At 72.3% G+C, this 22,595-nt stretch carries 27 protein-coding genes; 15 read left to right on the forward strand and 12 right to left on the reverse strand.

What is annotated here, in order from left to right; genetic code table 11:
- The first annotated feature begins 28 nt into the window (after window positions 1–28).
- The 4 genes from ACSURM_RS19895 to ACSURM_RS19910 all read left to right on the forward strand — a co-directional run bounded on the left by ACSURM_RS19895 (window position 29) and on the right by ACSURM_RS19910 (window position 4,042).
- Window positions 29–856 (forward strand): zf-HC2 domain-containing protein, encoded by an 828-nt coding sequence (locus ACSURM_RS19895; RefSeq protein WP_436956734.1) that lies wholly within the window; start codon window positions 29–31, stop codon window positions 854–856.
- A 143-nt stretch (window positions 857–999) separates the two neighbouring features.
- Complete coding sequence (locus ACSURM_RS19900) at window positions 1,000–1,860, forward strand: ABC transporter ATP-binding protein (protein WP_436956735.1); 861 nt, start codon at window positions 1,000–1,002, stop codon at window positions 1,858–1,860.
- Window positions 1,857–3,380: an ABC transporter permease gene (locus ACSURM_RS19905; protein ID WP_436956736.1), complete on the forward strand. Its 1,524-nt coding sequence runs from the start codon at window positions 1,857–1,859 to the stop codon at window positions 3,378–3,380. Before ACSURM_RS19900 ends, ACSURM_RS19905 begins: the two co-directional genes overlap by 4 nt.
- Window positions 3,368–4,042, forward strand: a complete 675-nt coding sequence (locus ACSURM_RS19910; RefSeq protein WP_436956738.1) for an ABC transporter — start codon at window positions 3,368–3,370, stop codon at window positions 4,040–4,042. The genes ACSURM_RS19905 and ACSURM_RS19910 overlap by 13 nt, the downstream gene beginning before the upstream one ends.
- Window positions 4,043–4,079: 37 nt before the next feature.
- Here the strand turns inward: ACSURM_RS19910 and mshD are convergent, their stop codons facing one another.
- Window positions 4,080–5,006: a mycothiol synthase gene (gene mshD, locus ACSURM_RS19915; protein WP_436956740.1), complete on the reverse strand. Its 927-nt coding sequence runs from the start codon at window positions 5,004–5,006 to the stop codon at window positions 4,080–4,082.
- Between the two features lie 171 nt (window positions 5,007–5,177).
- Between mshD and ACSURM_RS19920 the strand changes: the two genes are divergently transcribed.
- Window positions 5,178–6,968: a bifunctional metallophosphatase/5'-nucleotidase gene (locus ACSURM_RS19920; protein ID WP_436956742.1), complete on the forward strand. Its 1,791-nt coding sequence runs from the start codon at window positions 5,178–5,180 to the stop codon at window positions 6,966–6,968.
- 46 nt (window positions 6,969–7,014) lie between these two features.
- Here ACSURM_RS19920 and ACSURM_RS19925 read toward each other — a convergent pair whose 3' ends face one another.
- The 3 genes from ACSURM_RS19925 to ACSURM_RS19935 form a co-directional block, all read right to left on the reverse strand.
- On the reverse strand, window positions 7,015–7,254 hold the full coding sequence (locus ACSURM_RS19925; protein ID WP_436956744.1) for a hypothetical protein: 240 nt from the start codon (window positions 7,252–7,254) through the stop codon (window positions 7,015–7,017).
- Window positions 7,251–7,577: a DUF6247 family protein gene (locus ACSURM_RS19930; RefSeq protein ID WP_436956746.1), complete on the reverse strand. Its 327-nt coding sequence runs from the start codon at window positions 7,575–7,577 to the stop codon at window positions 7,251–7,253. Before ACSURM_RS19930 ends, ACSURM_RS19925 begins: the two co-directional genes overlap by 4 nt.
- A 93-nt stretch (window positions 7,578–7,670) precedes the next feature.
- Complete coding sequence (locus tag ACSURM_RS19935) at window positions 7,671–7,958, reverse strand: hypothetical protein (protein ID WP_436956747.1); 288 nt, start codon at window positions 7,956–7,958, stop codon at window positions 7,671–7,673.
- A 120-nt stretch (window positions 7,959–8,078) separates the two neighbouring features.
- Here ACSURM_RS19935 and ACSURM_RS19940 point away from each other — a divergent pair, with 120 nt between their 5' ends.
- From ACSURM_RS19940 to ACSURM_RS19965, 6 genes are all read left to right on the forward strand, one after another.
- Window positions 8,079–8,918, forward strand: a complete 840-nt coding sequence (locus ACSURM_RS19940; RefSeq protein ID WP_436956749.1) for a helix-turn-helix domain-containing protein — start codon at window positions 8,079–8,081, stop codon at window positions 8,916–8,918.
- The gene (locus ACSURM_RS19945; RefSeq protein ID WP_436956751.1) at window positions 8,902–9,105 is read left to right on the forward strand and encodes a DUF397 domain-containing protein; all 204 of its coding nucleotides are present in this window, start codon (window positions 8,902–8,904) and stop codon (window positions 9,103–9,105) included. Before ACSURM_RS19940 ends, ACSURM_RS19945 begins: the two co-directional genes overlap by 17 nt.
- Window positions 9,102–9,299: a DUF397 domain-containing protein gene (locus ACSURM_RS19950; RefSeq protein WP_436956753.1), complete on the forward strand. Its 198-nt coding sequence runs from the start codon at window positions 9,102–9,104 to the stop codon at window positions 9,297–9,299. The genes ACSURM_RS19945 and ACSURM_RS19950 overlap by 4 nt, the downstream gene beginning before the upstream one ends.
- Entirely contained in the window at window positions 9,299–9,493 is a 195-nt protein-coding gene (locus tag ACSURM_RS19955; protein ID WP_436956755.1) for a DUF397 domain-containing protein, read from the forward strand. The genes ACSURM_RS19950 and ACSURM_RS19955 overlap by 1 nt, the downstream gene beginning before the upstream one ends.
- A complete protein-coding gene (locus ACSURM_RS19960; protein WP_436956756.1) occupies window positions 9,490–9,705 on the forward strand; it encodes a DUF397 domain-containing protein in 216 nt (71 codons plus the stop codon). Before ACSURM_RS19955 ends, ACSURM_RS19960 begins: the two co-directional genes overlap by 4 nt.
- A 113-nt stretch (window positions 9,706–9,818) precedes the next feature.
- A complete protein-coding gene (locus ACSURM_RS19965) occupies window positions 9,819–10,124 on the forward strand; it encodes a hypothetical protein (protein WP_436956757.1) in 306 nt (101 codons plus the stop codon).
- Between the two features lie 59 nt (window positions 10,125–10,183).
- On the opposite strand, the gene ACSURM_RS19970 is transcribed toward ACSURM_RS19965, so the two are convergent.
- Both ACSURM_RS19970 and ACSURM_RS19975 read right to left on the reverse strand, forming a co-directional pair.
- The gene (locus tag ACSURM_RS19970) at window positions 10,184–12,238 is read right to left on the reverse strand and encodes a pectinesterase family protein (protein WP_436956759.1); all 2,055 of its coding nucleotides are present in this window, start codon (window positions 12,236–12,238) and stop codon (window positions 10,184–10,186) included.
- A 75-nt stretch (window positions 12,239–12,313) separates the two neighbouring features.
- Window positions 12,314–13,093: an NAD(P)H-dependent oxidoreductase gene (locus tag ACSURM_RS19975; protein WP_436956761.1), complete on the reverse strand. Its 780-nt coding sequence runs from the start codon at window positions 13,091–13,093 to the stop codon at window positions 12,314–12,316.
- Window positions 13,094–13,237: 144 nt separating this feature from the next.
- Between ACSURM_RS19975 and ACSURM_RS19980 the strand changes: the two genes are divergently transcribed.
- On the forward strand, window positions 13,238–14,098 hold the full coding sequence (locus ACSURM_RS19980) for a helix-turn-helix transcriptional regulator (RefSeq protein ID WP_436956762.1): 861 nt from the start codon (window positions 13,238–13,240) through the stop codon (window positions 14,096–14,098).
- A 1-nt stretch (window position 14,099) separates the two neighbouring features.
- On the opposite strand, the gene ACSURM_RS19985 is transcribed toward ACSURM_RS19980, so the two are convergent.
- The 6 genes from ACSURM_RS19985 to ACSURM_RS20010 all read right to left on the reverse strand — a co-directional run bounded on the left by ACSURM_RS19985 (window position 14,100) and on the right by ACSURM_RS20010 (window position 19,649).
- A complete protein-coding gene (locus ACSURM_RS19985; protein ID WP_436956764.1) occupies window positions 14,100–15,560 on the reverse strand; it encodes a HAMP domain-containing sensor histidine kinase in 1,461 nt (486 codons plus the stop codon).
- Window positions 15,557–16,291, reverse strand: coding sequence for a response regulator transcription factor (locus ACSURM_RS19990; RefSeq protein WP_030612487.1), 735 nt, complete (start codon window positions 16,289–16,291; stop codon window positions 15,557–15,559). The genes ACSURM_RS19985 and ACSURM_RS19990 overlap by 4 nt, the downstream gene beginning before the upstream one ends.
- 90 nt (window positions 16,292–16,381) lie before the next feature.
- A complete protein-coding gene (locus ACSURM_RS19995; RefSeq protein ID WP_189992645.1) occupies window positions 16,382–16,609 on the reverse strand; it encodes a hypothetical protein in 228 nt (75 codons plus the stop codon).
- A gap of 46 nt (window positions 16,610–16,655) precedes the next feature.
- Window positions 16,656–17,633, reverse strand: a complete 978-nt coding sequence (locus ACSURM_RS20000; RefSeq protein ID WP_436956765.1) for a S1C family serine protease — start codon at window positions 17,631–17,633, stop codon at window positions 16,656–16,658.
- A gap of 129 nt (window positions 17,634–17,762) precedes the next feature.
- A complete protein-coding gene (locus ACSURM_RS20005) occupies window positions 17,763–18,785 on the reverse strand; it encodes a LacI family DNA-binding transcriptional regulator (RefSeq protein ID WP_436956767.1) in 1,023 nt (340 codons plus the stop codon).
- 84 nt (window positions 18,786–18,869) lie between these two features.
- Window positions 18,870–19,649 carry a winged helix-turn-helix transcriptional regulator gene (locus ACSURM_RS20010; RefSeq protein ID WP_359047193.1) on the reverse strand — a complete coding sequence of 260 codons (780 nt, stop codon included), beginning with the start codon at window positions 19,647–19,649 and terminating at the stop codon, window positions 18,870–18,872.
- A 182-nt stretch (window positions 19,650–19,831) separates the two neighbouring features.
- Here ACSURM_RS20010 and ACSURM_RS20015 point away from each other — a divergent pair, with 182 nt between their 5' ends.
- From ACSURM_RS20015 to ACSURM_RS20025, 3 genes are read left to right on the forward strand one after another with little or no spacing between them, the layout of a single operon-like run.
- The gene (locus ACSURM_RS20015; protein ID WP_436956769.1) at window positions 19,832–20,692 is read left to right on the forward strand and encodes an alpha/beta hydrolase; all 861 of its coding nucleotides are present in this window, start codon (window positions 19,832–19,834) and stop codon (window positions 20,690–20,692) included.
- A gap of 56 nt (window positions 20,693–20,748) precedes the next feature.
- Window positions 20,749–21,003: a MoaD/ThiS family protein gene (locus tag ACSURM_RS20020; protein WP_289966489.1), complete on the forward strand. Its 255-nt coding sequence runs from the start codon at window positions 20,749–20,751 to the stop codon at window positions 21,001–21,003.
- 2 nt (window positions 21,004–21,005) lie between these two features.
- Window positions 21,006–22,301, forward strand: a complete 1,296-nt coding sequence (locus ACSURM_RS20025) for a hypothetical protein (RefSeq protein WP_436956771.1) — start codon at window positions 21,006–21,008, stop codon at window positions 22,299–22,301.
- Window positions 22,302–22,595: the final 294 nt, after the last annotated feature.

The following is a 22,595-nucleotide window of genomic DNA, read 5'->3' on the forward strand; positions in this document are numbered from 1 at the left end:
CGGACCGAGGACCGGCGGAGGTGTCGGCATGAGCTGGCACGTCGCCGAGGAGGACCTGCGGGCCTACGCGCGCGGGGAGCTTCAGCCGCCGCTGCTGTGGTCCGCCGACACGCACCTGGCCGGCTGCGCCGAGTGCCGCGCGGTGCTGGCCTCGGCCTGGGACGCCGGGGCGCTGGACGCGGCCTGGACGCGGCTGGACGCCGAGCTGGACGCGCCCCGGCCCCGCCCGCTCGAGCGGCTGCTGCTGCGGCTCGGCGTGGCCGAGCACACGGCACGGCTGCTGGCCGCGACGCCGGTGCTGCGCCGCTCGTGGCTGACGGCCGTGGCACTGGTGCTGGTGATGTCCGTGCTGACCGCGCGAGCGGGCCACTCGACCACCCTGTTCCTGGCGCTCACCCCGCTGCTGCCGCTCGCCGGGGTCGCCCTGTCGTACGGTCCGGTGGTCGACCCGACGTACGAGATGACGGTCGTCTCCCCGCTGCACGGCTTTCGCCTGCTGATGATCCGCACGGTCGCCGTGCTGACCGCCGCCCTCGCCCTGACCGGTCTGGCGGGCCTCGCCCTGCCGGGGTTCGGGCTGAGCGCGTTCGCGTGGCTGCTGCCCGCGCTGGCGCTCACCGCGACCGGGCTGGCGCTGACCCCCCGGCTCGGGCCGGTCACCGCGCCCGCCCTGGCCGGCGGCGGCTGGGTCGTGCTGCTGCTCGTCGCCGAGGCGGCCCGGAACGGCGGCGACCGCGTGCTCGCGCCGTTCACCGCCACCGGGCAGGGCGTGGCAGCCGGGGTCGCCGCCTTCGCGGCCGGCCTGCTCTTCCTCACCCGGGACCGCTTCGACCAGTCCACCGGGGGCGTCCGATGAGCGCCGTTCCACCGGAGGCGTCCGATGCGCTCCGTGTCCACCGGAGGCGTCCGATGAGCGCCGTTCCACCGGAGGCGTCCGATGACCCACCTGTCCGGGTGCCCGATGAACCCCCCGATCCCCACCTCCCGCAGGAGCCCCGCATGACCACCACCGTCTCCGCCTCCGGACTCACCCTCCGCTACGGCGGCACCCGCGCCCTGGACGACGTGTCGCTGCGGCTCGGCCGGGGCGTGACCGGGCTCCTCGGGCCGAACGGCGCGGGCAAGACCACGCTGCTGCGGGTGCTGGCCACCGCCGTCCCGGCCGACCGGGGCGCCTTCACGGTGCTCGGGCACGACCCGGCCACCGCGCGGGGCCGCCAGGAGCTGCGCCGGAACCTGGGCTACCTCCCGCAGACCCCCGGCTTCCACCCCGACTTCACGCCGTTCGAGTTCGTGGACTACGTCGCGATCCTCAAGGAGCTGACCGACCGCGCCGCCCGGCACCGGGAGGTGCGCCGTGTCCTCGCCGAGGCCGACCTGGACGACGTGCGCGGCAAGCGCATCAAGAAGCTGTCCGGCGGCATGCGGCAACGTGTCGCGCTGGCCGCCGCCCTCGTCGGCGACCCCGGCTTCCTGGTGCTGGACGAGCCGACCGTCGGCCTCGACCCCGAACAGCGCATGCGCTTCCGGGAGGTGATCGCCCGCGCCGGCGAGGACCGCACGGTGCTGCTGTCCACCCACCAGACCGAGGACGTGGCGATGCTCTGCAACCGGGTCGTGGTGATGGCGGGCGGCCGGATCCGGTTCGCCGGCACCCCCGCCGAGCTGACCGCGCGGGCCGCCGGCCGGGTGTGGAGCAGCGGGGGGCGCGATCCCGGGGCGAAGGCGGGCTGGCGCACCGGTACGGGCACCTTCCGCAACGTGGGCGATCCACCACCCGGCGCCGAACTGCTCGAACCCACCCTGGAGGACGGCTACCTGCTCACCCTCGACGGCGAGCTGGCGGAGGTGACCGCGTGACCGCGCCCGTGCTGGAGAAGGAGGCGCAGGCCGCCCCGGCCGCGCCCGGCACCCCCGCGGCGGCCGTGCTCGCGCTCGCCCTCTTCGAGGCCCGCAGGCTGCTGCTGCGCCTGCCCGTCCTGATCGCCCTCGCCGTCTACACGGCCTGGCTGGTGTGGCACAACCTCCAGCCCTGGGACGAGTTCCCGGCGCTCCAGGACGCCGACCGCGCCACCCAGGGCGGCCCGCTGTTCGTGGGCCTCGCCGCGCTGCTGTGCGCCAACCAGGCCGTGCTGCGCTCGCGCCGCCGGGACACCGAGCGCCACTTCGCGGTGCTGGCGCTGTCCCGGGGGCAGCGGACGGCCGCGCACGCGCTGTCCGTCGTACCGCTCGCGCTGCTGGTCGCCGTGGGCGTGATCGTCCAGTTCACCTGGGAGGCGGTCAAGCCCGGCGCGATCGGGCACGGCTCGCCGGCCGAGCTGCTGGTCGGGCCGCTGACGGTGCTGCTGTTCGGGGCGATCGGGGTACTGCTGGCCCGGCTGGTGCCGTCGGGCGTCGCGGCGCCGCTGCTGCTCGTGGTGTTCTTCCTGATGTTCGTCGGGGCCGCGTTCCCGTTCGCCGGGGAGACCGGTGCCGCCTGGCTGGCCCCGGTGGCCGGCACGGCCAACAAGTACCCCTTCCCGTCCGTCCTGCTGGGCCGCCCCGCCGCCTGGCACGCCCTCTACCTCGCCGGGTTCGCCGTGACGGTCGCGCTGCTCGCCGTCCTGCTCTCCGGCTCCCGCGGCCGGGCCGTCCAGGGGGCCGTCGCCGCCGCGCTGGCCGTGACCGTGCTGGGCGGTGTCGTACAGACCCGCGATGTCCCGGAGGCGACGGCGGCGGCCCGGCAGCGTGCCTCGCTCACCCCGGAGAAGGAGCAGATGTGCTTGCGGCGGGGCACCTCGGAGTACTGCGCGTTCCCCGAGTGGGCACCGCGCACCGCCGAATGGGAGCGGGTCGTGCGCGGGGTGCAGTCGCTCGCGGGCGGTCCCGCGCAGGGTCAGCGGTTGCTGGTCCGGCAGCGGCTGGACGCCCGCTACGGCCTCGACACCGACTCGGCGCTGCCCCCGTCCGCCACTCCCCACCAGGTCACCGTGGGCACCGCCTGGGGCGGCAACCGGGTTCCGGAGTTCTCCACGGCCGTGGCCGCCGTGCTGGTCGCGGGCGACGAGAAGGCGGCGGCCGAGCTGTGCGACGGCCGGATGGTGACCGTCATGTGGCTGTCCCTCGCCTGGCAGGACGACCCCGAGTCGCAGCTCAGGCACGTCCGGCTCGACGACAGCCTCAGCGGTGAGGCGGTCGTCCTCTCCCCGACCGACCCGCTCACCATGACGGCCGGTCAGACCGACGTCGTCCGTGCCCTGCTGGACCGGCCGCTGCCCTCGGTCGTCGGCCGGGTCAAGGCCCACTGGGCGGAGCTGACCTCTCCGAAGATCACCACCGCCCGCGCCGCCGAACTGCTGGGCGTGCGGGCCAAGGTGGGGCCGGACCGGTGTGGGGCGTGATCCGGGCGCTGGCCGTCCCGGTGTGGCGCACGCTGCCGTGGCGGACGCTGGGCGCGGCCGGGGCGGTCGGCCTGCTGATCCCCGGGCTGCCCCGGCTGGCCGGCGCCGAGCCGGCCGAGTGGGTCACGCTGTTACTGCTGCGCGCCGCCGCCCTGGTCCTCGCGCTGGGCCTGGCCTTCCTGCTGGACGACCCCGCCCGGCACGGCACCACGCCGGTGCCGACCGGGCGGGCGGTGCGGACCGCGCTGAGGGTGGCGCTGGTGGCGCCGTTCGCCGCCGCGTGGTGGACGGCCGTCCTGCTGCTGGCACCCGGCGCGCACCGGCCGCCGGCCGGGGACGTCACCCTGGAGGCGGGGGCCGCCTGCGCGCTGGCCCTGGCCCTGGCCGGGCTCGCCGTGCGCCACTCGGACGACCCGCACCCGAGCCGGCCGGCGGCCACGACCCTGCTGGCCGCCGCCCTGCTCGCTCCGCTGCTGCTGCCGGACGACTGGCCCCTGTTCGTGCCCGCCGGGGACCCCCGCTGGGACACGGCCCACGACCATTGGGCCTGGCTGCTGGCGGCGTCGGGCGCGGTGTGGCTGGCAACCCTCCGCGAGCCGATACGACGCCCGTTCCGGAGCCCCTTCCGCCGCCGGTCGCCCGGGCCCCGGCGCTCCGGCTGACGCGCCCGGGCGCCCGGCTTCAGGGCCGAACCGTCCCTCAGGTCTCCGTGCGGTACATCAGGTCGGTCTCGTGGACGGTGAAGCCCAGCCGCTCGTAGACCGTCACGGCCGCTTTGTTGTCGGCGTCGACGTAGAGCATCGCGGTGGGGAGTTGCTGGGCGGCCAGGTGGCGCAGACCGATCGTGGTGAGGGCCTTGCCGAGGCCGCCGCCCTGCTCGCCGGGGCGCACCCCGAGGACGTACACCTCGCCGAGGCCCTCCTCGGCGTGCGTCTTGGTCCAGTGGAAGCCGATCAGCTCCCCGCGCCGCTCGGCGAGGAAGAACCCGGCGGGGTCGAACCACGGTTCGGCCTTGCGGTCGTCCAGGTCACGCTGGGTGAGGGAGCCCTGTTCCGGGTGGTGGGCGAAGGCGGCGGCGTTGACCGCGAGCCAGGCCGCGTCGTCCTTGCCGGACACGAAGGTCCGCACGCTCACGCCCTCCGGCAGCACCGGCTCGGCCAGTTCCAGGTCGGTCAACGGCCGCCGCATCTGGCGCAGTTCCCGGAACAGCGTGAGGCCCAGCACCTGGGCGAGGTGCCGGGCGGCGGGGTGCCCGCCGTGCGCCCAGACCCGCAGCCGCTTGCCAGAGGCGGCGAGCAGGGCCGAGCCGAGGGCCCGCCCGTGTCCGTGCCCGCGCTGCGCGGGGTGCACGACGAGTTCGGCGGCCGGCGGCTCCACCGGGTCGGTGTCCTCCAGCTGGGCGTAGCCGACGAGTTCGCCGCCGACCGTCAGCAGCAGATGCGAGACGCCCTCGCGGGAGCCGCCGCGCAGGTGCAGCCGGCCCTGCTCGGACACCGGCTGCTGCCCGTCGGCCCGGGCGGCCTCGCCGAGCAGGCGGAGCACGGCCTCGCCCTGGTCCGGGGTGAGCGCGGAGTAGGTCTCGATGGAGCGGGCGGAAAAGCCCCGTACGGTGTCGTCGCTGCTCATGCGTACGAGAGTACGGGGCGCCCGGGGTGAAGTCCCGGCATACCGGCGGTGAAGGCACCGGGCGCGAGCGGCGCCCAAGGGAAACCAGGTTGTGACCTGAACCCCCTGTCGCTCTACGCGCGTTGACTCTAGGCTGCGCCGAGCACCACAGCCGACCCACAGGGGGGTTCCATGTCACCCGTACCCCGGCGCGTCAGACGCCGTACCTACGCCTTCCTCGCGTCCGCGGCCGGTCTCGCCACGGCGGCGGCGCTGGCCACCGCGCTCCCGGCGGACGCGCGTGAGGAACACCACCCCCACCACCCGGGCCGCTACCAGGACGTCCAGCTGCTGTCGTTCAACGACCTGCACGGCAACCTGGAGCCGCCGTCCGGTTCCTCGGGCCGGGTCAGCGAACTCCAGCCGGACGGCACGACGAAGACGATCGACGCGGGCGGGGTCGAGTACCTGGCGACCCACCTCCGGCAGGCCCGCGAGGGCCACCCGTACTCGGTGACGGCGGCCGGCGGCGACCTGATCGGCGCCTCCCCGCTGCTGTCGGGTCTGTTCCACGACGAGCCCACCGTCGAGGCGCTGAACAAGCTGGACCTGGACGTCACCTCGGTCGGCAACCACGAGTTCGACGAGGGCGCGCGGGAACTGGCCCGCATCCAGAACGGCGGCTGCCACCCGAAGGACGGCTGCTACACGGACCAGGAGTTCGAGGGCGCGGACTTCCCATATCTGGCGGCGAACGTCCAGGACGACAAGACCGGCAAGCCGGTGCTGAGCCCCTACTGGGTCTGGGAGAAGAACGGCGTCAAGATCGGTTTCATCGGCGTCACGCTGGAGGGCACCCCGGGCGTCGTTTCCGCCGAGGGCGTCAAGGGCCTGTCCTTCAAGGACGAGACCGAGACCATCAACAAGTACGCCAAGGTGCTCCAGCGGCAGGGCGTGCAGTCCATCGTGGCCCTGATCCACGAGGGCGGTTACCCGGCCTCCGGCTCCTACAACTACGACTGCGACTCGCCGGGCGCGGGCGACGGCATCTCCGGCCCCATCGTGGACATCGCCAAGAATGTGACCCCGGCGGTGGACGCGCTGGTCACCGGGCACACCCACCAGGCGTACGTCTGCACGGTCCCCGACCCGTCGGGGCGCCCGCGCATGGTCACGTCGGCGTCCTCCTTCGGCCGCCTGTACACCGACACCACGCTGACGTACGACCGCCGGACGGGCGACATCGTGCGGACGGCGGTGAACTCCGCCAACCACGTGGTGACGCGGGACGTCCCCAAGGCGCGCGACATCACCGACCTGATCGGCAAGTGGAACACCCTGGCCGCGCCGATCGGCAACCGTCCCATCGGCTACATCTCCGGCGACATCGGCAACACCGGCACCGAGTCCCCGATGGGCGACCTGGTCGCCGACGCGCAGCTCGCCCACGGCCGTGAGCTGGACCCGAGGACCAGCCTGGCGCTGATGAACCCCGGCGGCGTCCGGGCGGGCCTGACCTACGCGGCCAAGGGCGCGGAGGGCGACGGCGTGGTCACCTACGCCGAGGGCTTCACGGTCCAGCCGTTCGCCAACACGGTCAACCTCGTGGACCTCACCGGCGCGCAGCTCGTCCAGGCCCTCAAGGAGCAGGTCAGCGGCCCCAATGAGGCGTCCCCGCGCATTCTCCAGCCCTCGGCCGGCCTCACCTACACCCTGGACCTCACCAAGTCCGGCGCGGACCGCGTGGTCACCGACTCCATCCGCCTCGACGGCGCGCCCATCGACCCGGCGGCCACCTACCGCGTCGCGATGAACGCCTTCCTCGCGGGCGGCGGCGACGGCTTCCCGTCCCTGGGCCAGGGCAAGAACCCCCTGGTCGGCACGGACGATCTGGCGGCCCTGGTGAAGTACCTGACGGCGAACTCGACGCCGGCCTCCCCGCTCGCGCCTCCGGCGGCGAACCGGATCACGATCATCAAGTAGGCCGTGCTTTGCCTTCCTCTGACCTTGTCCACAGCTGTGGACAAGGTCAGAGGGCGACCAGATCGATCACGTTGATCACCACGTGCCGGTTCGACACGATGTAGGTGATGAAGCCGCCCGCGAACGCGGCTGACCAGCTGTTGTCGCGGTTGCTGGCCGCGGGCGGACCGAACGGGTTGAGGACGAGCCGCTTCTCCAGGCTCTCCAAGGACTCCCGCTGGGGACCCGGAAGCGCGGCTTTGCGCCGGGCCGCACGCTCCACGTACCTGATCGAGTACGCGCTCACCTGGACCCGCTCGTGTCGACGGGGCGGTTGTCGGCGTCGTAGGCGTTGCCGTCCGCGTCGTAGAAGACCAGGCCCTCCGTGTCGCCCTCCGCCATGCGCTTGATGGTCTGCTCGACCTCGTCGAGGTATCCGGGAGTGGCGCAGGCGCAGGCGAACGGGAACCACTTGTCGATCACGGCGTCGAGCCCCGGCTGATCGAACTCCGCCGCCGCGCTCAGCCAGTCCCGCTCGAAGGCCTTCAGCCAGTCGGGGCGCCGCTGCAGAGCCGCACGGATCGCGTCCGGGGTCCTCTCGCAGGAGTTCGGATCCACCTCGTGGGCCATGATCGCGCTCTCTTCTCCGGCTGGGGCAGTGGGGGTGCCTGGGAGTCCACGGTAGACCGTGGCGGGGGTGCCGGGCCGGTCGTACACGACACGTCAGCGCTCGTACGCGGCGGGGATGCGGGCGCCCCTGCTGTGGGCGATGCGGAGGACTTCCTCCAGGGACTCGCCGGCCCGCGTCAGCGCGAAGCGCACGGCGCGTTCGCCCGCCGCCCGGTCGGCGAGCACGGCCCTCGCGCCGGCCAGCACCTGCTCACCCGACCGCAGTTGCGCCGCCTCCACGTCGTCCGCGAGCCGGGACAGCCGGCTGCCGTCGTCGTCGGTACTCAGATAGCAAGGCTTGCCCTCGGGGCTCGTCCAAGGCAGCAGGCGCAACTCGGCCATGCGGAGTCTCCGTTGTGGCTCGTGATGATTACGGTTCGTGCCCCGATCGTCACGTACGGCGAGTACGCTGCGGAAGAGCCGCTGTGTTGTCCGTGAGCGGGGACAACAGGGAGGGGTTACGTGGGCGAGAACGTCGACCCGGGACCGGTGTCCGGACGGGCCATCCTCGGGCAGACCCTCAAGGTACTGCGCGACAAGGCCGGCAAGTCCCTGGGCCAACTGGCCGAGGACACCGGCTACGACAAGAGCTACCTGAGCCGCCTGGAGTCCGGCGAGCGCCTGTCCAAGGTCACGGTGATGGAGGACCTGGACAGCTATTACGGCACGGGTTCCTTGCTGGTCGGCCACTGGAAGGCCGCGCGCCTGGACGCCTTCAAGGACCAGTACAAGGAGTTCATGAAGCTGGAGGCTACGGCGCGGATCATGTGGAAGTTCTCGCCGGGCATCCCAGGACTTCTGCAGACCGAGGAGTTTGCTCGCTCGCTGTTGACCGGGGCCCAGACAGCGGCCGATGCTGACGAGTGGGTCGAGGAGCAGGTGGCGGCACGGATGGGTCGGCAGTACCTGTTGCGGCAAGATCCGCAGCCCGACGTCCGCATCATCCTGGACGAGACGGCACTTCGGCGTCCCGTCGCCGACGCCCGAACCTGGAATGACCAGTTGCTCCGCCTGGAGGCCGCTGCGATGTGGCCCAACGTGACCATGCAAGTACTGCCGTTTGCCGCTGGCGCCCATCACCACATGACCGGATCGCTGACCTTGCTGTGGCAGCAAGATGGAAGCGCGGTTGCCTACAAGGAAGGCAATGAATGCAGTCGGCTGGAAGAGGAGCAACACCACGTCTTGAGGTGCCGGTTGTCCTACGATCGGCTTCGTGACCTGGCGTTGCCGCCGTCGGAATCGCTGAAGTTCATCAGGGCCGTACTGAAGGAGCACAGAGACCATGAAGCGCACCCTTGATCTCACCGCCGCAGTGTGGCGCAAGTCGAGCTACAGCGGAGGGGGAGACAACGACTGTGTCGAGGTCGCCGACGGCTATCCCGGCATCGTCCCCGTCCGCGACAGCAAGGTCCCCGCAGGCACCGCCCTGATCTTCGGCACCGCATCGTGGTCCGCGTTCGTAGCCGGCGTGAAGGAGTCCTTGTGACCCCAGACCTGTCCACTGTCTCCTGGCGCAAGTCGAGTTATAGCGATGGTGGAGACAACAACTGCGTGGAGGTCGCGGACGGCTGCCCGGAGCTGGTTCCCGTCCGTGACAGCAAGATCCCGGCGGGCCGCGTACTGATCTTCGGGAAGTCGTCGTGGTCCGCGTTCGTACGTGGCGTGAAGGAGACCGCGTGATGCTCGACCTCACCGCCGCAGTGTGGCGCAAGTCCAGCTATAGCGAGGGTGGGGACAACGACTGCGTAGAAGTGGCCGACGATCACCCCGGCGTCGTCCCGGTCCGCGACAGCAAGGTCCCCGCAGGCACCGCCCTGATCTTCGGCACCGCGTCCTGGTCCGCGTTCGTAGCCGGTGTGAAGGAGTCCCTGTGACCCCCGACCTGTCCACCGCGTCTTGGCGCAAGTCGAGCTACAGCGAGGGCGGCGCCAACGACTGCGTAGAAGTCGCGGACGGTTACCCCCACCTGGTCCCCGTCCGCGACAGCAAAACCCCCGCCTCCCGGCCCTTGGTCCTCTCGGCCGCTTCCTGGGCCGGATTCGTGGACGGGATCAAGCGTGGGAGGGGCGTGCGCACGTTCGGGTGACGTGAGGCGGAAGCTCTGCGTGTTGGGTCGCGAGTCCCCGCATGGTTGGTCTCCCGATCGAATGGACGACCGGCACGAACTACCGATGCGGAGGTGCCCCGATCATCCCTCCCATGCCCGAGCGGACTCCCAAGGCGCTCCGCCAGGCCATCGCCCAGCACGCGCCCCAGCTTCTCCCCGACTTCGACGCGCACTGGAAGCGGGCGATCGCTGACGCGTATGACGTAGGCCCTGTACCTGCATTCATGGCCTTGTGGTGGGGCGAGTACGCCCTGGCCCGGGACCCCGAGCTGGACGCACATGTGCAGGATCTTGAGCTGCGGGCCTCGGAGGCCACCGACAGTGCCGAGGCGAAGGCGCTCCTCGAAGAGGCATCGAGGATTCGTCACCGGGTACAGCAGATGGAGCCCGGGGAGTGACCACAGGGAGAGCCCCGTCAGCCGCCCCGTGACGGAGCCGGCTGACGGAGTGTCCCGCCTCAGGACGCCGAAGGAGTCCAGTCACCCAACCAGTCGGTGATCTCCTGCCCGGAGGCCTGGGTGTCGGTCAGTTGGGGGCGGTCCGTGCTTGCCGAACCCGCGCCCGCGCCCGTGTTCTTGTACTCGGCGAAGCGGTCGTCCTTCCAGGAGAAGCCGCTCATGTCGGTCCAGGGGGTTGTCTTGATCGCCGCGCTCAGAGTCGTGTTGCGGACCGTGGTCTGCGGGTCCAGGGTCGCGTCGCCGCCGGCGTGCCAGGGGCGGCCCAGGTAGAACGTGCGGTCGGATACGTCACCGGACACCGTGGAGTTGGCTATCAGGATGCCCTTGCGGTTCGCCGCCGTGGAGGGGGCCGTCACGTAACCCGCCGACGTGCCGTTCCAGCGCTTCTTCAGGGTGATGACCGACTTGTCGATCACCGCGGTCGCCCGGCCGAAGATGAAGTCGACGTTGCCGATCACATACGAGTTGGTCATGTAGACCCGGCCGAGGCGGTCCTTCGACGCCGTGTCCAGGAGCAGGGTGTCCTGGTCGCCGGAGACGATCACCCCGTCCAGGAAGACCTTGTCGGACGCCGTGCGCAGCGCCACCGCCTGCTGGGCGATGTCCTGGTGGGCCGCCTCGTCGAAGTCGTTCGTGATGCTGAGGTTGCGTGCCTGGAAGTCGTCGGCCTCCACCGCCACGGTCGCGCTGCCCCCGGTGCCGTACGTGCCCGAGCCGTCCGGCTTGGGTGTGCCGGAGGCGTTGTTGTAGACGATCACCGTGTCCTTGCGGCTGGCGCCCGTGCCCTGGATGGTGACGTGCGGCTTGTTCGACGGGACCTTGACCGTCTCCCGGTACGTGCCGGGCTTGACCGCGATGACCACCCGCGAGGCGTTGTTCGCCGGGACCGCGTTCACCGCCGCCTGGACGGTCGTGTACTGGCCCGTGCCGTCCTTGGCCACGGTCAGCGTGGTCGCCGCCGCTGCCTTGGCGGCCGTCGTGGTCGTACCCAGCGAACTCCTCGGGCCCGCCCCCGACTTCACCACCGACGGCACGTCCGCCGCCTTGTCCGGCGTGTACGCGTAGTAGCTCCTCGGGTCCCACGACCCGCCCGTGCCCCCGCTCTCGTTGCGGCCGCTCGTGCCCGAGAAGACGTTGCCGCGCTGGACGAGGGTGGCGGTCGAGTCCCTGATCACCGGGTTGGCCAGGCCCTGGAAGTACGAGTTCTCCAGCAGCATGTTCGTCCCGCCGCGCGCGTAGTTGCCGTAGGACGCCGTGATCGTCGTACCCGGCTCGTCCACCAGGTAGTTGTTGTACAGGTGGGCGTGGGCGACGTTGTCCGTGGACGGGTTGCGCTGCTCGGTCTCGCGGATCCAGTTGTGGTGGATCGTGATGTCCGCCGTGGTGTTCTCGGTCCAGCCGATGCCGAACGCCTTGTTCTCCTGGCCGAGCCGGTTCCAGGACACGGTCAGGTACGTGGTGTCCTTGCGGCTGTCGATCAGCCCGTCCGCCATGTGCCGGATGTCGTTGTGGTCGATCCAGACGTGGTGGGCGCCGTCCATCTGGATGCCGTCGTAGTCGTGCTCCTTGTCGTTCCAGACGCCCTGGTACGCGTCCCGGATGGTCAGGTTCCGGATGATCACGTTGTGGACGCCCTGGCCGAGGAAGAAGCCGCCGCCGACGATCTGGCCCGAGGTACCGGCGCCGATGATGGTCTTGTCCGACTGGACCTTGATCTCCTTGCCGACCGGGTCCATCGTGATCGCGGCGGCCACGACGATGATGTACGGCTTGTCGGCGGTGGCGTACTTCTCCAGGTCGGCGAGGGTCTTCACGGTGACGATCTCGCCGCCGCGCCCGCCGTACGTACCGTTCTGCCCGAGCGCGTTCACCGAGGCGAACCCGTCGGCGGCCTGCGTGGCCCACGCCGGTACGGCGGTCGCGGCCGAGGCGCGCGACGAACCGCCGGGGCCCAGCAGGCCGTAGCCGAGTCCGCCCGCCGCCGCGAGCGCGAGCGGCAGCCCGACCGCGAACGCGGCACGGCTCCTGCGGTGACGGGGAGTGCGAGTGCTCATGAGCGACTCCAGGTGTGGTTCGTGTGGGGGTGCCGCACCGGAGTCGCCGCGGGACGCGGAAAGGTTGCCGGGCGGTCAGCCCGCTGTGTGGAGGCCGAAACCCGTGCGGCCCGGCAGCTCCAGACCCTCGCGCAGGCGCATCGACGGCATCTCGTAGTCCCCGTGGTTCTGGGGGCGGTACGGGATCGGGTCGGTGTCCTCCAGGGTCAGCAGCCGCTTCCTCCACTGCTCGGCCGCGTCCGCGAAGTCCTCGGCCGGCATCCGTACCGTCCGGTGCAGGACGAACGGCGGCAGCACGTCCATGCCGGGGTGGAAGAGGATGCCGTGCTGGATCGGGAACAGCAGGTCGTCGATGGGGCCGTTGATGCCCCGGTCGGAGTACTGGGACTCGGGGCCGCCGACCGTCACCGACAGCATGGCGCGCCTGCCCTTGAGGGTGCCGTCGCCGAAGCGGTCGCCGTACCGGGTCTCGTTGTGCTCGCCGACGCCGTACCCGAAGCCGTAGGTGTACACCCGGTCCACCCAGCCCTTGAGGATCGCCGGCATCGAGTACCACCACAGCGGGAACTGGAGGATCACGGTGTCCGCCCACAGCAGCTTCTCCTGCTCGGCCCGGATGTCGGCGGACAGCGCGCCGGAGGCGAAGGCGCGGCCCGAGTCGTGGACCACGTCCAGCGGGCTGGAGGCGGCGCCGCCGAAGTCGTCCGCGTCGACGGTGGGCTTCCAGCCCATCGCGTACAGGTCGCTGACCCGCACCTCGTGCCCCGCGCCGGTCAGCGTCTCCACCGCGATGTCGGTGAGCGCGCCGTTCAGCGACCGCCGCTCGGGGTGGGCGTGCACGATGAAGACCTTCATGTCTGCTCCTGCTCCTCGGATCGGGATGCCCTCGATCCTGGCGGGACCGGCGCCCGCGATTCAGGGGCGCTTCCTCCGTAGGCCCGGACTTCCTGGTACTGGCGGGGCCACCCAGCCGGGCCGGCGCGCGCGGATACTGGAGCGATGGACGATCTGGCTGACTTCCTGCGCACCCGGCGGGCCCGGGTCCGCCCCGAGAGCGTCGGCATCCGCGCCGACTCGCGGCGCCGCGTGACCGGGCTGCGGCGCGAGGAGGTCGCGCACCTGTCGGGCGTGAGCGTCGACTACTACGTGCGGCTGGAGCAGGGCCGGGCCCGGCAGCCGTCGACGCAGGTGCTCGACGCGCTCGCGCGGGTCCTCGGCCTGGACGACGTGGAACGCGAGCACCTGCACCGGCTCGCCCGCAGGGTGGTGGGCGAGCCCCGGCGGGCCACCTCGGCGCGTCCGCGCCCCGAGCTGCTGCGCGTGCTGGAGCTGATCGGCGACGCCCCCGCGTTCCTCATCGACCACCGGATGACCGTGCTGGCCGCGAACCGGCTCGGCGACATGATCTACAGCCGGCCGGCCGAGGGCCTGAACATCGCCCGGCACCTCTTCCTGACCGAGGAGGGGCGGGCGCTGTTCGCCGACTGGGAGGACTGCGCCCTCGACGTCGTCGGCCATCTGCGGCTGGCGGCCGGCCGCTGCCCCGGCGACCGGGAGCTGGCCTCCCTCATCGGCGAACTCGCCATGCACAGCGAGCGCTTCCGGCAGCTGTGGGCGCGCGCCGACGTCCGCACCCGAACCCACGGCCGCAAGGCGTACCACCACCCGGCGGTCGGTCACCTGGAACTGCACCAGGAGAACTTCGCCCTCCCGGACGTCACCGGCGCGGAGCTGATCATCCAGTCGGCCGCCCCCGGCACCGCCGCCCACGACAGCCTGCGCCTGCTGGCCAGCCTCGGCGCGACGGGCCGGCAGGCCCCGGCCGCCGGCCGGCCCGAGCGGGCGGCGGACGGGGCCTGACTCAGCCGGCCGCCGTCTCGGGGGCCTCCGGCGGCGGGGTCGGCGCGCCCGGCAGGCGGACCGTGACCACCGTGCCGGTGCCCTCGGCGCGGGCCAGGGTGACCTTGCCGCCCGCCTGCTGGACCGTACGGGCCACGATGGACAGGCCGAGACCCGAGCCGGGCAGGGCGCGGGCGCTGGGCGAGCGCCAGAACCGGTCGAAGACGTGCGGGAGTTCCTGCTCGGGGATGCCGGGGCCGTGGTCGCGGACGGTCAGCACGCCCTCGTGCAGCGCCACCTCGATCGTGCCGCCCTCGGGGCTGAACTTCACCGCGTTGTCCAGGATGTTGACCACGGCCCGCTCCAGCGCGGACGGCTCCGCCCGCACGTACCAGGGCTCCAGGTCGGCGGTGATCGACAGCTCCGGGCCGCGCAGCCGGGCCCGGCGCAGCGCCGCCTCCACGGTGTCCCGGAACGAGACGACCTGCACCCGCTCGCCGCGCTGCCCCTCCGAGCGGGACAGCTCCTGGAGGTCACCGATCAGCGCGGCCAGCTCCGTCATCTGCGCCTTCACCGAGGCGAGCAGCGCCTTGCGGTCCTGCGGCGGCAGCGGGCGGCCCGTCTCCTCGCTGCGGGTCAGCAGCTCGATGTTGGTGCGCAACGACGTCAGGGGCGTACGCAGCTCATGGCCGGCGTCGGCGATCAGCTGCTGCTGGAGGTCGCGGGAGCTGGCCAGCGAGGCGGTCATCGAGTTGAACGACCGGGACAGCCGGGCCACCTCGTCCTCGCTGTCCTCCTCCACCGGGATGCGCACGCTGAGATCCTCGGTGCGGGCCACGTGCTCCACGGCCTCCGTGAGCCGGTCCACCGGCCGCAGCCCGACCCGTGCCACCGCGAGGCCCGCCGCTCCCGCGCCGAGGACCCCGATGGCCGACACCAGCAGCAGGATCAGCGCGAGGTCGTTGAGGTTCTGCTGGGTGCTCTTGAGCGGCATGGCGATGAGCACGCCGACGTTGGGCCCGCGCTCGCCGGTCGAGGACGCGGTGGCCAGCAGCGGCCGGGTGAGTACCCGTACGTCGTTGCCCTCGCTGTCGGTGCCGTTGCGGAAGTAGAGCGTGCCGACGTCCAGGTTGCGGATCTCCGACTTGTCGGCCTCCGTGACGTCGATCTTCACCGAGGCGCCCCCGAACAGGCAGACCTTGCCGTCCTCCGTGACCACCTGCGAGTACCGGTCCCGGAATGGGTTGTCGGAGGGAGGGGTGTCCGTGCAGCGGGCGAGGGCCAGCAGCACCTGGTCGGGCTGGGTGTTGTTCTTCAGCGACTTGCGCAGGTCGTCGTCCACCTGGTCGTACAGCTTGCGCTCCACGATGAACCAGCAGGTCATCGACACCGCGGCCACCGCGAACGCCACCGCGGCCGCGACCAGCATCGCCAGCCGTGCCCGGATCGGCAGCGCCCGGTACCGGCGCAGCACACGCCTCACTCGGCGCCGCCCTGCCTCAGGACGTAGCCGACGCCCCGCACCGTGTGCACCAGGCGCGGCTCGCCGCCCGCCTCGGTCTTGCGGCGCAGGTACATCACGTACACGTCCAGCGAGTTGGAGGACGGCTCGAAGTCGAAGCCCCACACCGCCTTCAGGATCTGCTCCCGGGTGAGCACCTGGCGCGGATGGGCCATGAACATCTCCAGCAGGGTGAACTCGGTGCGGGTCAGCTCCACCGGCCGCTCGCCCCGGGTCACCTCCCGGGTGGCCAGGTTCATCCGCAGGTCGGCGAAGGTGAGCGCCTCGTCCTGCCGGGCCTCGGCGGACACGCCCGCCGCGTAGGAGCTGCGGCGCAGCAGCGCCCGGATCCGGGCGAACAGCTCGTCCAGCTCGAACGGCTTGACCAGGTAGTCGTCGGCGCCCGCGTCCAGGCCGGTCACCCGGTCGCCGACGGTGTCGCGGGCGGTGAGCATCAGGATCGGGGTGGTGTCCCCCGCGCCCCGGATGCGGCGGGCCGCCGTCAGACCGTCCATGCGGGGCATCTGGATGTCCAGCACGACCAGGTCCGGCCGGTAGGCGCCCGCCTTCTCCAGGGCGTCCGCCCCGTCGACGGCGACCTCGGTGTCGTACCCCTCGAAGGCGAGGCTGCGCTGCAGGGCCTCGCGCACGGCCGGCTCGTCGTCGACGATCAGGATGCGCTGGGGGTCACGGTCGCCTTCGGCGGGGCTCATCGCTCGCGGTTCCTCGGGGTGCGGTGGGACGGAAGCGGACGTCTCTCAGCGTGCCACGTCAGGCGGGCCGGTGAGGGACGCGCGGGCCGGTCAGGTCCGGACCGTGCTCAGCCGGTGCAGCGGGACCTTGCGGCGGTGCCGGCGGACGGCGGAGGTGCGCAGCCCCATCAGCTGCGGGACCGGGGTAACGGCCCGGGTCGCCACCTCGGGGGCGCGGGGCGCCGGAACGGGGACATGCAGCTCGGACACGATGGACAGGGCCAGGGTGAGGCCGGCGGGGCCGCGTTCGGCCATGCGGTGCGGAACGTGCTTGATCATGACCTGCTCCTTGCTGACTCGTGCGCCGGCTGGGCGCGTGAGTGGTCTAGCTGGTGCCGCCCGACCGCAGCGCGGCCAGGTCGGACTTGACGGTGTTGACCGGGATGGCGAAGCCGAGGCCGATGCTGCCCGCCGCCGAGGACGACGCCTGCGAACCGGACGAGTACATCGCGGAGTTGATGCCGATGACCCGGCCGTTCGCGTCGAACAGCGCGCCGCCGGAGTTGCCGGGGTTCAGGGACGCGTCGGTCTGTATCGCCTTGTAGGTGGTGGTGGACGAGCCGGTGTCGCCGTTGAACTCGCGGCCGCCGAACCGGAACGGCCAGTCGCCGTCCGGGTCCTGGCCCTGGTTGTCGTCGGTGGAGACGGTGACGTCCCGGTCCAGGGCGGAGACGATGCCGCTGGTCACCGTGCCGGTCAGGCCCTCGGGGGAGCCGATGGCCACGACCGGGTCGCCGACCCGCACGGCGTCGGAGTCGCCGAGCGCCGCCGCCTTCAGTCCCGTGGCGCCCCGCAGCTTGATCAGTGCGAGGTCCTTGGAGCTGTCGGTGCCCAGCACCTCGGCGGTGTAGCGCTTTCCGTCGCTGGTGCGCACCGTCACCGAGGAGGCCCCGGAGACGACGTGGTTGTTGGTGACGATCTCGCCGTCCGAGCTGATGATCACGCCGGAGCCGGTGGAGGAGCCGCCCGCGAGGGTCGCGTTGATCTCCACCACGCTCGGGCCGACCGCGGCGGCGATGGCGGCGACGTCACCCCGCTGGCTGGTCGGTACCGCGGGGGCGCCGACGGCGGTGGTGGCGTCCTGGCCGGTCAGCTCCCGCACGGTGTAGGCCGTGCCGCCGCCGACCGCCGCCGCCACGATCGCGACGGCCGCGAGCAGGGCCACCGGACCGCGCCTGCGCCTCTTCCCCGGCTCCGGCGGCTGCCCCGGCCGGTACGGCGGCGGGGGCGGCCACTCGGCGTGCGCGGGGGAGGCGGGGGAGGAAGGGTACGGCTGTTCGTAAGTGCCCTGGCTCTCGGTCATGACAAAAGAGTCCCCCGTGACCATGAGAGCTTCCTGAGTGCACGCTGAGAAGCCCGGCAGAACCGTGTTTGCCCGATATAAAGACGGGGACCGGCGCCCTGAAGAGGGGCCCGGCGCGGCGGCGGGGCGCTACACGCACCCGCAGCTCGTACGGACCACCAGCCGTGACGGGAACGTCTTCAGCCGCTCCCGGCGCGACCCCGCCACCCGCAGCCCGTCGTCCAGCACCAGGTCGACCGCCGCCCGGGCCATCGCCGACCGGTCGGAGGCCACCGTGGTCAGCGGCGGGTCGGCGAGCGCCGCCTCCTTGATGTCGTCGAACCCGGCCACCCCCAGCTCCCCGGGCACGTCGATGCGCAGCTCGCGGGCGGCCCGCAGCAGGCCGATCGCCTGGTCGTCGGTGGAGCAGAAGATCGCCGGGGGGCGCCGGGGCCCGGAGAGGATGTCCAGGGCCACGCGATAGGCGTCGTAGCGGTTGTACGGCGCCTCGAACAGCCGGCCCTCGACGGGCAGCCCGGCCTCCGACATGGCCCGCTTCCAGCCCTCGACGTGGTCGGAGACCGGGTCGCCGACGGCCGGGGTCTCGGCCGTGCCGCCCATGCAGGCCACGTACTCGTAGCCGTGCTCCAGCAGGTGGCGGACCGCGAGCTGGGCGCCGCCGAGGTCGTCCGTCACCACGGCCACGTCGTCGATGGCCTCCGGCCGCTCGTGCATCAGCACCACCCGGGCGTCCCAGGCGTCGATCTCGGCGGCGGCGAGGTCGTTCAGCGCGTGCGAGACGAGGATCAGGCCCGAGACGCGCATCCCGAGGAAGGCGCGCAGATAGTGCACCTCGCGCTCGCCGATGTAGTCGGTGTTGCCGACCAGCACCATCTTCCCGCGCTCGGACGCCGCCTGTTCCACGGCGTGCGCCATCTCGCCGAAGAACGGCTGCCGGGCGTCCGGGATGATCAGCCCTATGAGGTCGGTGCGCCGGGACGCCATGGCCTGCGCCACCCGGTCGGGCCGGTACCCCAGTTCCTTGATCGCGGCGAGGACGCGCTCGCGCGTGGCCGGGGCGACCGGCCGGGGTCCGTTGTTGATGACATAACTGACGACGGCGGTGGAGGTCCCAGCCAGCCGTGCCACGTCATCCCGAGTCACCTTGGCCACGCGCGGAGTCTACGCGGATGGACCCCTTCTGGGCAGGGCGTATCACCGGGCGGCCCGGGCCGGACCGGGCGCTGCCGTGGGCGGTCAGGCGTCGGCGTGCACCTCGGCGCCGGCCGGCACGGCGGTTGCGTCCGCATCTTCCGCCTTTGCCCGGGCGGACTTGCCCTTGGCCTCGTCGGCGGAGCGGTCGGCCTTCTCGGGGGTAACGAATCGATAACCCACGTTGCGGACGGTGCCGATCAGCGACTCGTGCTCCGGGCCGAGCTTGGCCCGCAGCCGCCGTACGTGCACGTCGACGGTCCGGGTGCCGCCGAAGTAGTCGTAGCCCCACACCTCCTGGAGCAGCTGGGCGCGGGTGAAGACCCGGCCGGGGTGCTGCGCGAGGTATTTGAGCAGCTCGAACTCCTTGAAGGTCAGGTCCAGGACCCGGCCCTTGAGCTTGGCGGAGTAGGTGGCCTCGTCCACGGACAGGTCGCCGTTGCGGATCTCCATCGGCGAGTCGTCGTTGACGAGCTGCTGGCGGCCCATGGCGAGGCGCAGCCGGGCCTCGACCTCCGCGGGGCCGGCGGTGTCGAGCAGCACGTCGTCGATGCCCCAGTCCGCGGTGACGGCGGCGAGACCGCCCTCGGTGACGACCAGGATCAGCGGACAGCCGGGGCCGGTGGAGCGCAGCAGCTGACACAGGCTGCGCACCTGGGGCAGGTCGCGGCGGCCGTCGACGAGGATGACGTCGGCACCCGGCGTGTCGACCAGCGCCGGACCTTCCGCCGGGGCCACCCGCACGTTGTGCAGGAGCAGGCCGAGGGCGGGCAGTACTTCTGTCGACGGTTGGAGGGCGTTGGTCAGGAGCAGCAGAGAACTCATATGTCTGGTTCCTCCTCGGTCCCTGCGAGGACGCTGTGCGGACGGGCACTGCTCTGCGATCCCGAAGGCCCCGTACACCTGCGGTCACCTGAGGTTTCCCGCTTCGTATACAACGCTTCCGAAAGCACAAAAGGACCCGGGGGCTACGCTGCCCGAGTCCTCTGCCCAGCAGAATAGCCCACATGAGCAACCGACCGGCAGGTGATGTGGCGCGTTGCGCCGTACGTCCGTATGGCGAGACGGGCGGAGACGGCCCTATGCGGACTTTTCTGCGCACGGCCGACGGCATTCCGGTCGAATCCGTATACGATCCGGGCGCCGCCGTATACGAAGGCTTTGCCGAGCCTTTGGCAGCCTCTTCTTCGCCCTCCCGTGACCTGGTGTTCGTGATCGCGCACGGCTTCACCGGGGACGTGGACCGGCCGCACGTCCGCCGGGTGGCCGGCGTGCTGCGCGGCCACGGCGCGGTCCTCACCTTCTCCTTCCGCGGCCACGGACGCTCCGGCGGCCGGTCCACCGTCGGCGACAAAGAAGTGCTGGACCTCGCCGCCGCCGTGGAACGGGCCCGCCGCCTCGGGCACACGCGCGTGGTCACCGTCGGCTTCTCCATGGGCGGCTCGGTGGTCCTGCGGCACGCGGCGCTGTACCCCGGCACGGTGGACGCCGTGGTCTCGGTGAGCGCGCCCGCCCGCTGGTACTACCGGGGCACGGCCCCGATGCGCCGGCTGCACTGGCTGGTCACCCGCCCCGAAGGCCGCCTGGTCGGCCGCTACGGCCTGCGCACCCGCATCCACCACCGCGACTGGGACCCCGTCCCGCTCTCCCCGGTGCAAGCCGTCGCGCGGATCGCCCCGACCCCGCTGCTCATCGTGCACGGCGACCACGACGCCTACTTCCCGCTCGACCACCCCCGGATGCTCGCCGAGGCGGCCGGCGGCCACGGCGAGCTGTGGATCGAGGCGGGCATGGGCCACGCCGAGCACGCGGCGGACGACGCCCTGGTGGCGCGGATCGCACACTGGGCGGTGTCCGCGGCGGGCTAGCCTGACTCACACTGTCTTTGACTTTTTCTTGTTCTTGCCGTCGATTGAGGATTCAGATGCCCAAGGTCACGGTGCGCTACTGGGCCGCCGCCAAGGCCGCGGCCGGGGTCGCCGAGGAGCCGTACGCGGCGGACACGCTGGCCGGCGCGCTGGCCGCCGTCCGCGAGCGCCACCCCGGCGAACTCACCCGCGTGCTCCAGCGTTGCTCCTTCCTCGTCGACGGCGACCCCGTCGGGACCCGCGCGCATGAGACGGTACGGCTGGCCGAGGGCGGCACGGTCGAGGTGCTCCCGCCGTTCGCAGGAGGGTGAGCATGACCGAGCAGCCGTACCAGGGCGGCCCCCACCAGGGCTACGACCCCTATCAGCAGCCCCAGCAGCAGTGGCCCGGACACGAGCAGCAGTACGGCCACGACCCCGAGCTGACCCAGCAGTGGCAGGGCCAGACCTGGGAGACCCAGACGCATCCGGCGGTGCCGGCGGAGGAGACGTCGTACCTGCCGCGGCAGGAGCAGCAGCAGGCGTATCAGCAGCAGGGGTACCAGCAGCAGGGGTATTACGAGGACCCTGGCTATCAGCAGCCGCAGCAGCCGCAGCAGCCGCAGCAGCCCCAGGCGTACCCCGACCCGTACGCGGGAGCGTATGAAGGGGCGCACACCGGGGCGCATCCGGGCTCGTACGGCAGTGGCTCGTACGAGGCGTACGCGCCGGTGCGGGAACCCGAGCCGGCCCCCGTCCCGGCACCGGCGACGACCCCGGCCGCCTCCGCACCCGCTGCTCCTCCCGCCGCCGACTCCGCCGGCCCCTCCGACGAGCCCGCCTACGGCCCCGCCACCCTCGCCGGGAACGCGCGGATCACCGACGCCCAGCGGGCCCGGCTGGAGGGCCGGTCCCCGATCATCGAGCCCGGCATGCAGCCGGCGGCGCTCACCGCGCTGCTGGGCCTGCTGCTGGCCGCGGCGGCGCCCATCGCGTCGTACGCGCTGGTGGTCCCGCTGGTGGTGCTCCAGGCGGTGACGGCCGCGGGCTGGTTCCGGCTGAACGGCATGTGGCCCGCCCGGCAGGGCATCGCGCTGGCCTTCGCGGGCGCGCTGACGGCCGACGTGGCGGTCCTCGCGGCCGGCCGCGACCACGCCCTGGTGGCCATCCTCGGCCCGCTCGGCCTGTGGGTCCTGCTCTCCCTCGTGCTCCAGCTGCGCTCGCACGCCTCGCCGGACGAGCGGATGTACGGCCTGATGGCGACGGTGGTCTCGGCGGCCCTCGCGGTGCTGGCCACCGGCTATCTCGCCGCCGGCGCCCACGAGGTGTCGGTGGGCGCCGCGGCCGTCGCGGCGGCGATCGTGGCCCGCGCCCTGCCGCTGCCGGGCCCGGCCCGGGTCGTGGCCGCGCTCCTCGCGGCGGCGGGCGCGGGCCTCGTGGTCGGCGGCATGACCGGCTTCGGCACCAGGGGCGCCGTCCTCGGCGCGGCGGCCGGGGTGTGCGCGCTGATCGGCCACCGGGCGGCGAGCTACGACTACCCGTCCCGCTTCGTGCACTTCACCGCGGGTGTCGCCCTGCCGCTGTCGGCGGCGGCCCCGGTGGTGTGGGTGCTGGGCCGCGCGCTCGGCTAGCCCGGCCCGCCCGGCGGCGCGCGCCCGGCCGGTCCGGTCCGTCCGGGGCCGGGCCCGTGCCCTGGGCATATGAGGTCATGCCCTCGGCATATGGGCCGGTGTCCTGGGCTTATGGGGCCGGACGCATCGGGCCAATCAACCCGGTCACACCGGCCCCTTCCACCTCACGCGGTGCCGACTGTGCGGAGCGGCCGGCGGTCCGGGTGAATTCCCCCGGTGATCCACATCGCCGCCGTCGGTCCGCCGGCCTGCGCTTTTCCCTGATCGCCCCGGATCGCGCGGATGCTCTTGGCC

The organism is Streptomyces sp. SudanB182_2057, assembly GCF_964272715.1.
Taxonomy (GTDB): Bacteria; Actinomycetota; Actinomycetes; order Streptomycetales; family Streptomycetaceae; genus Streptomyces; species Streptomyces rubradiris.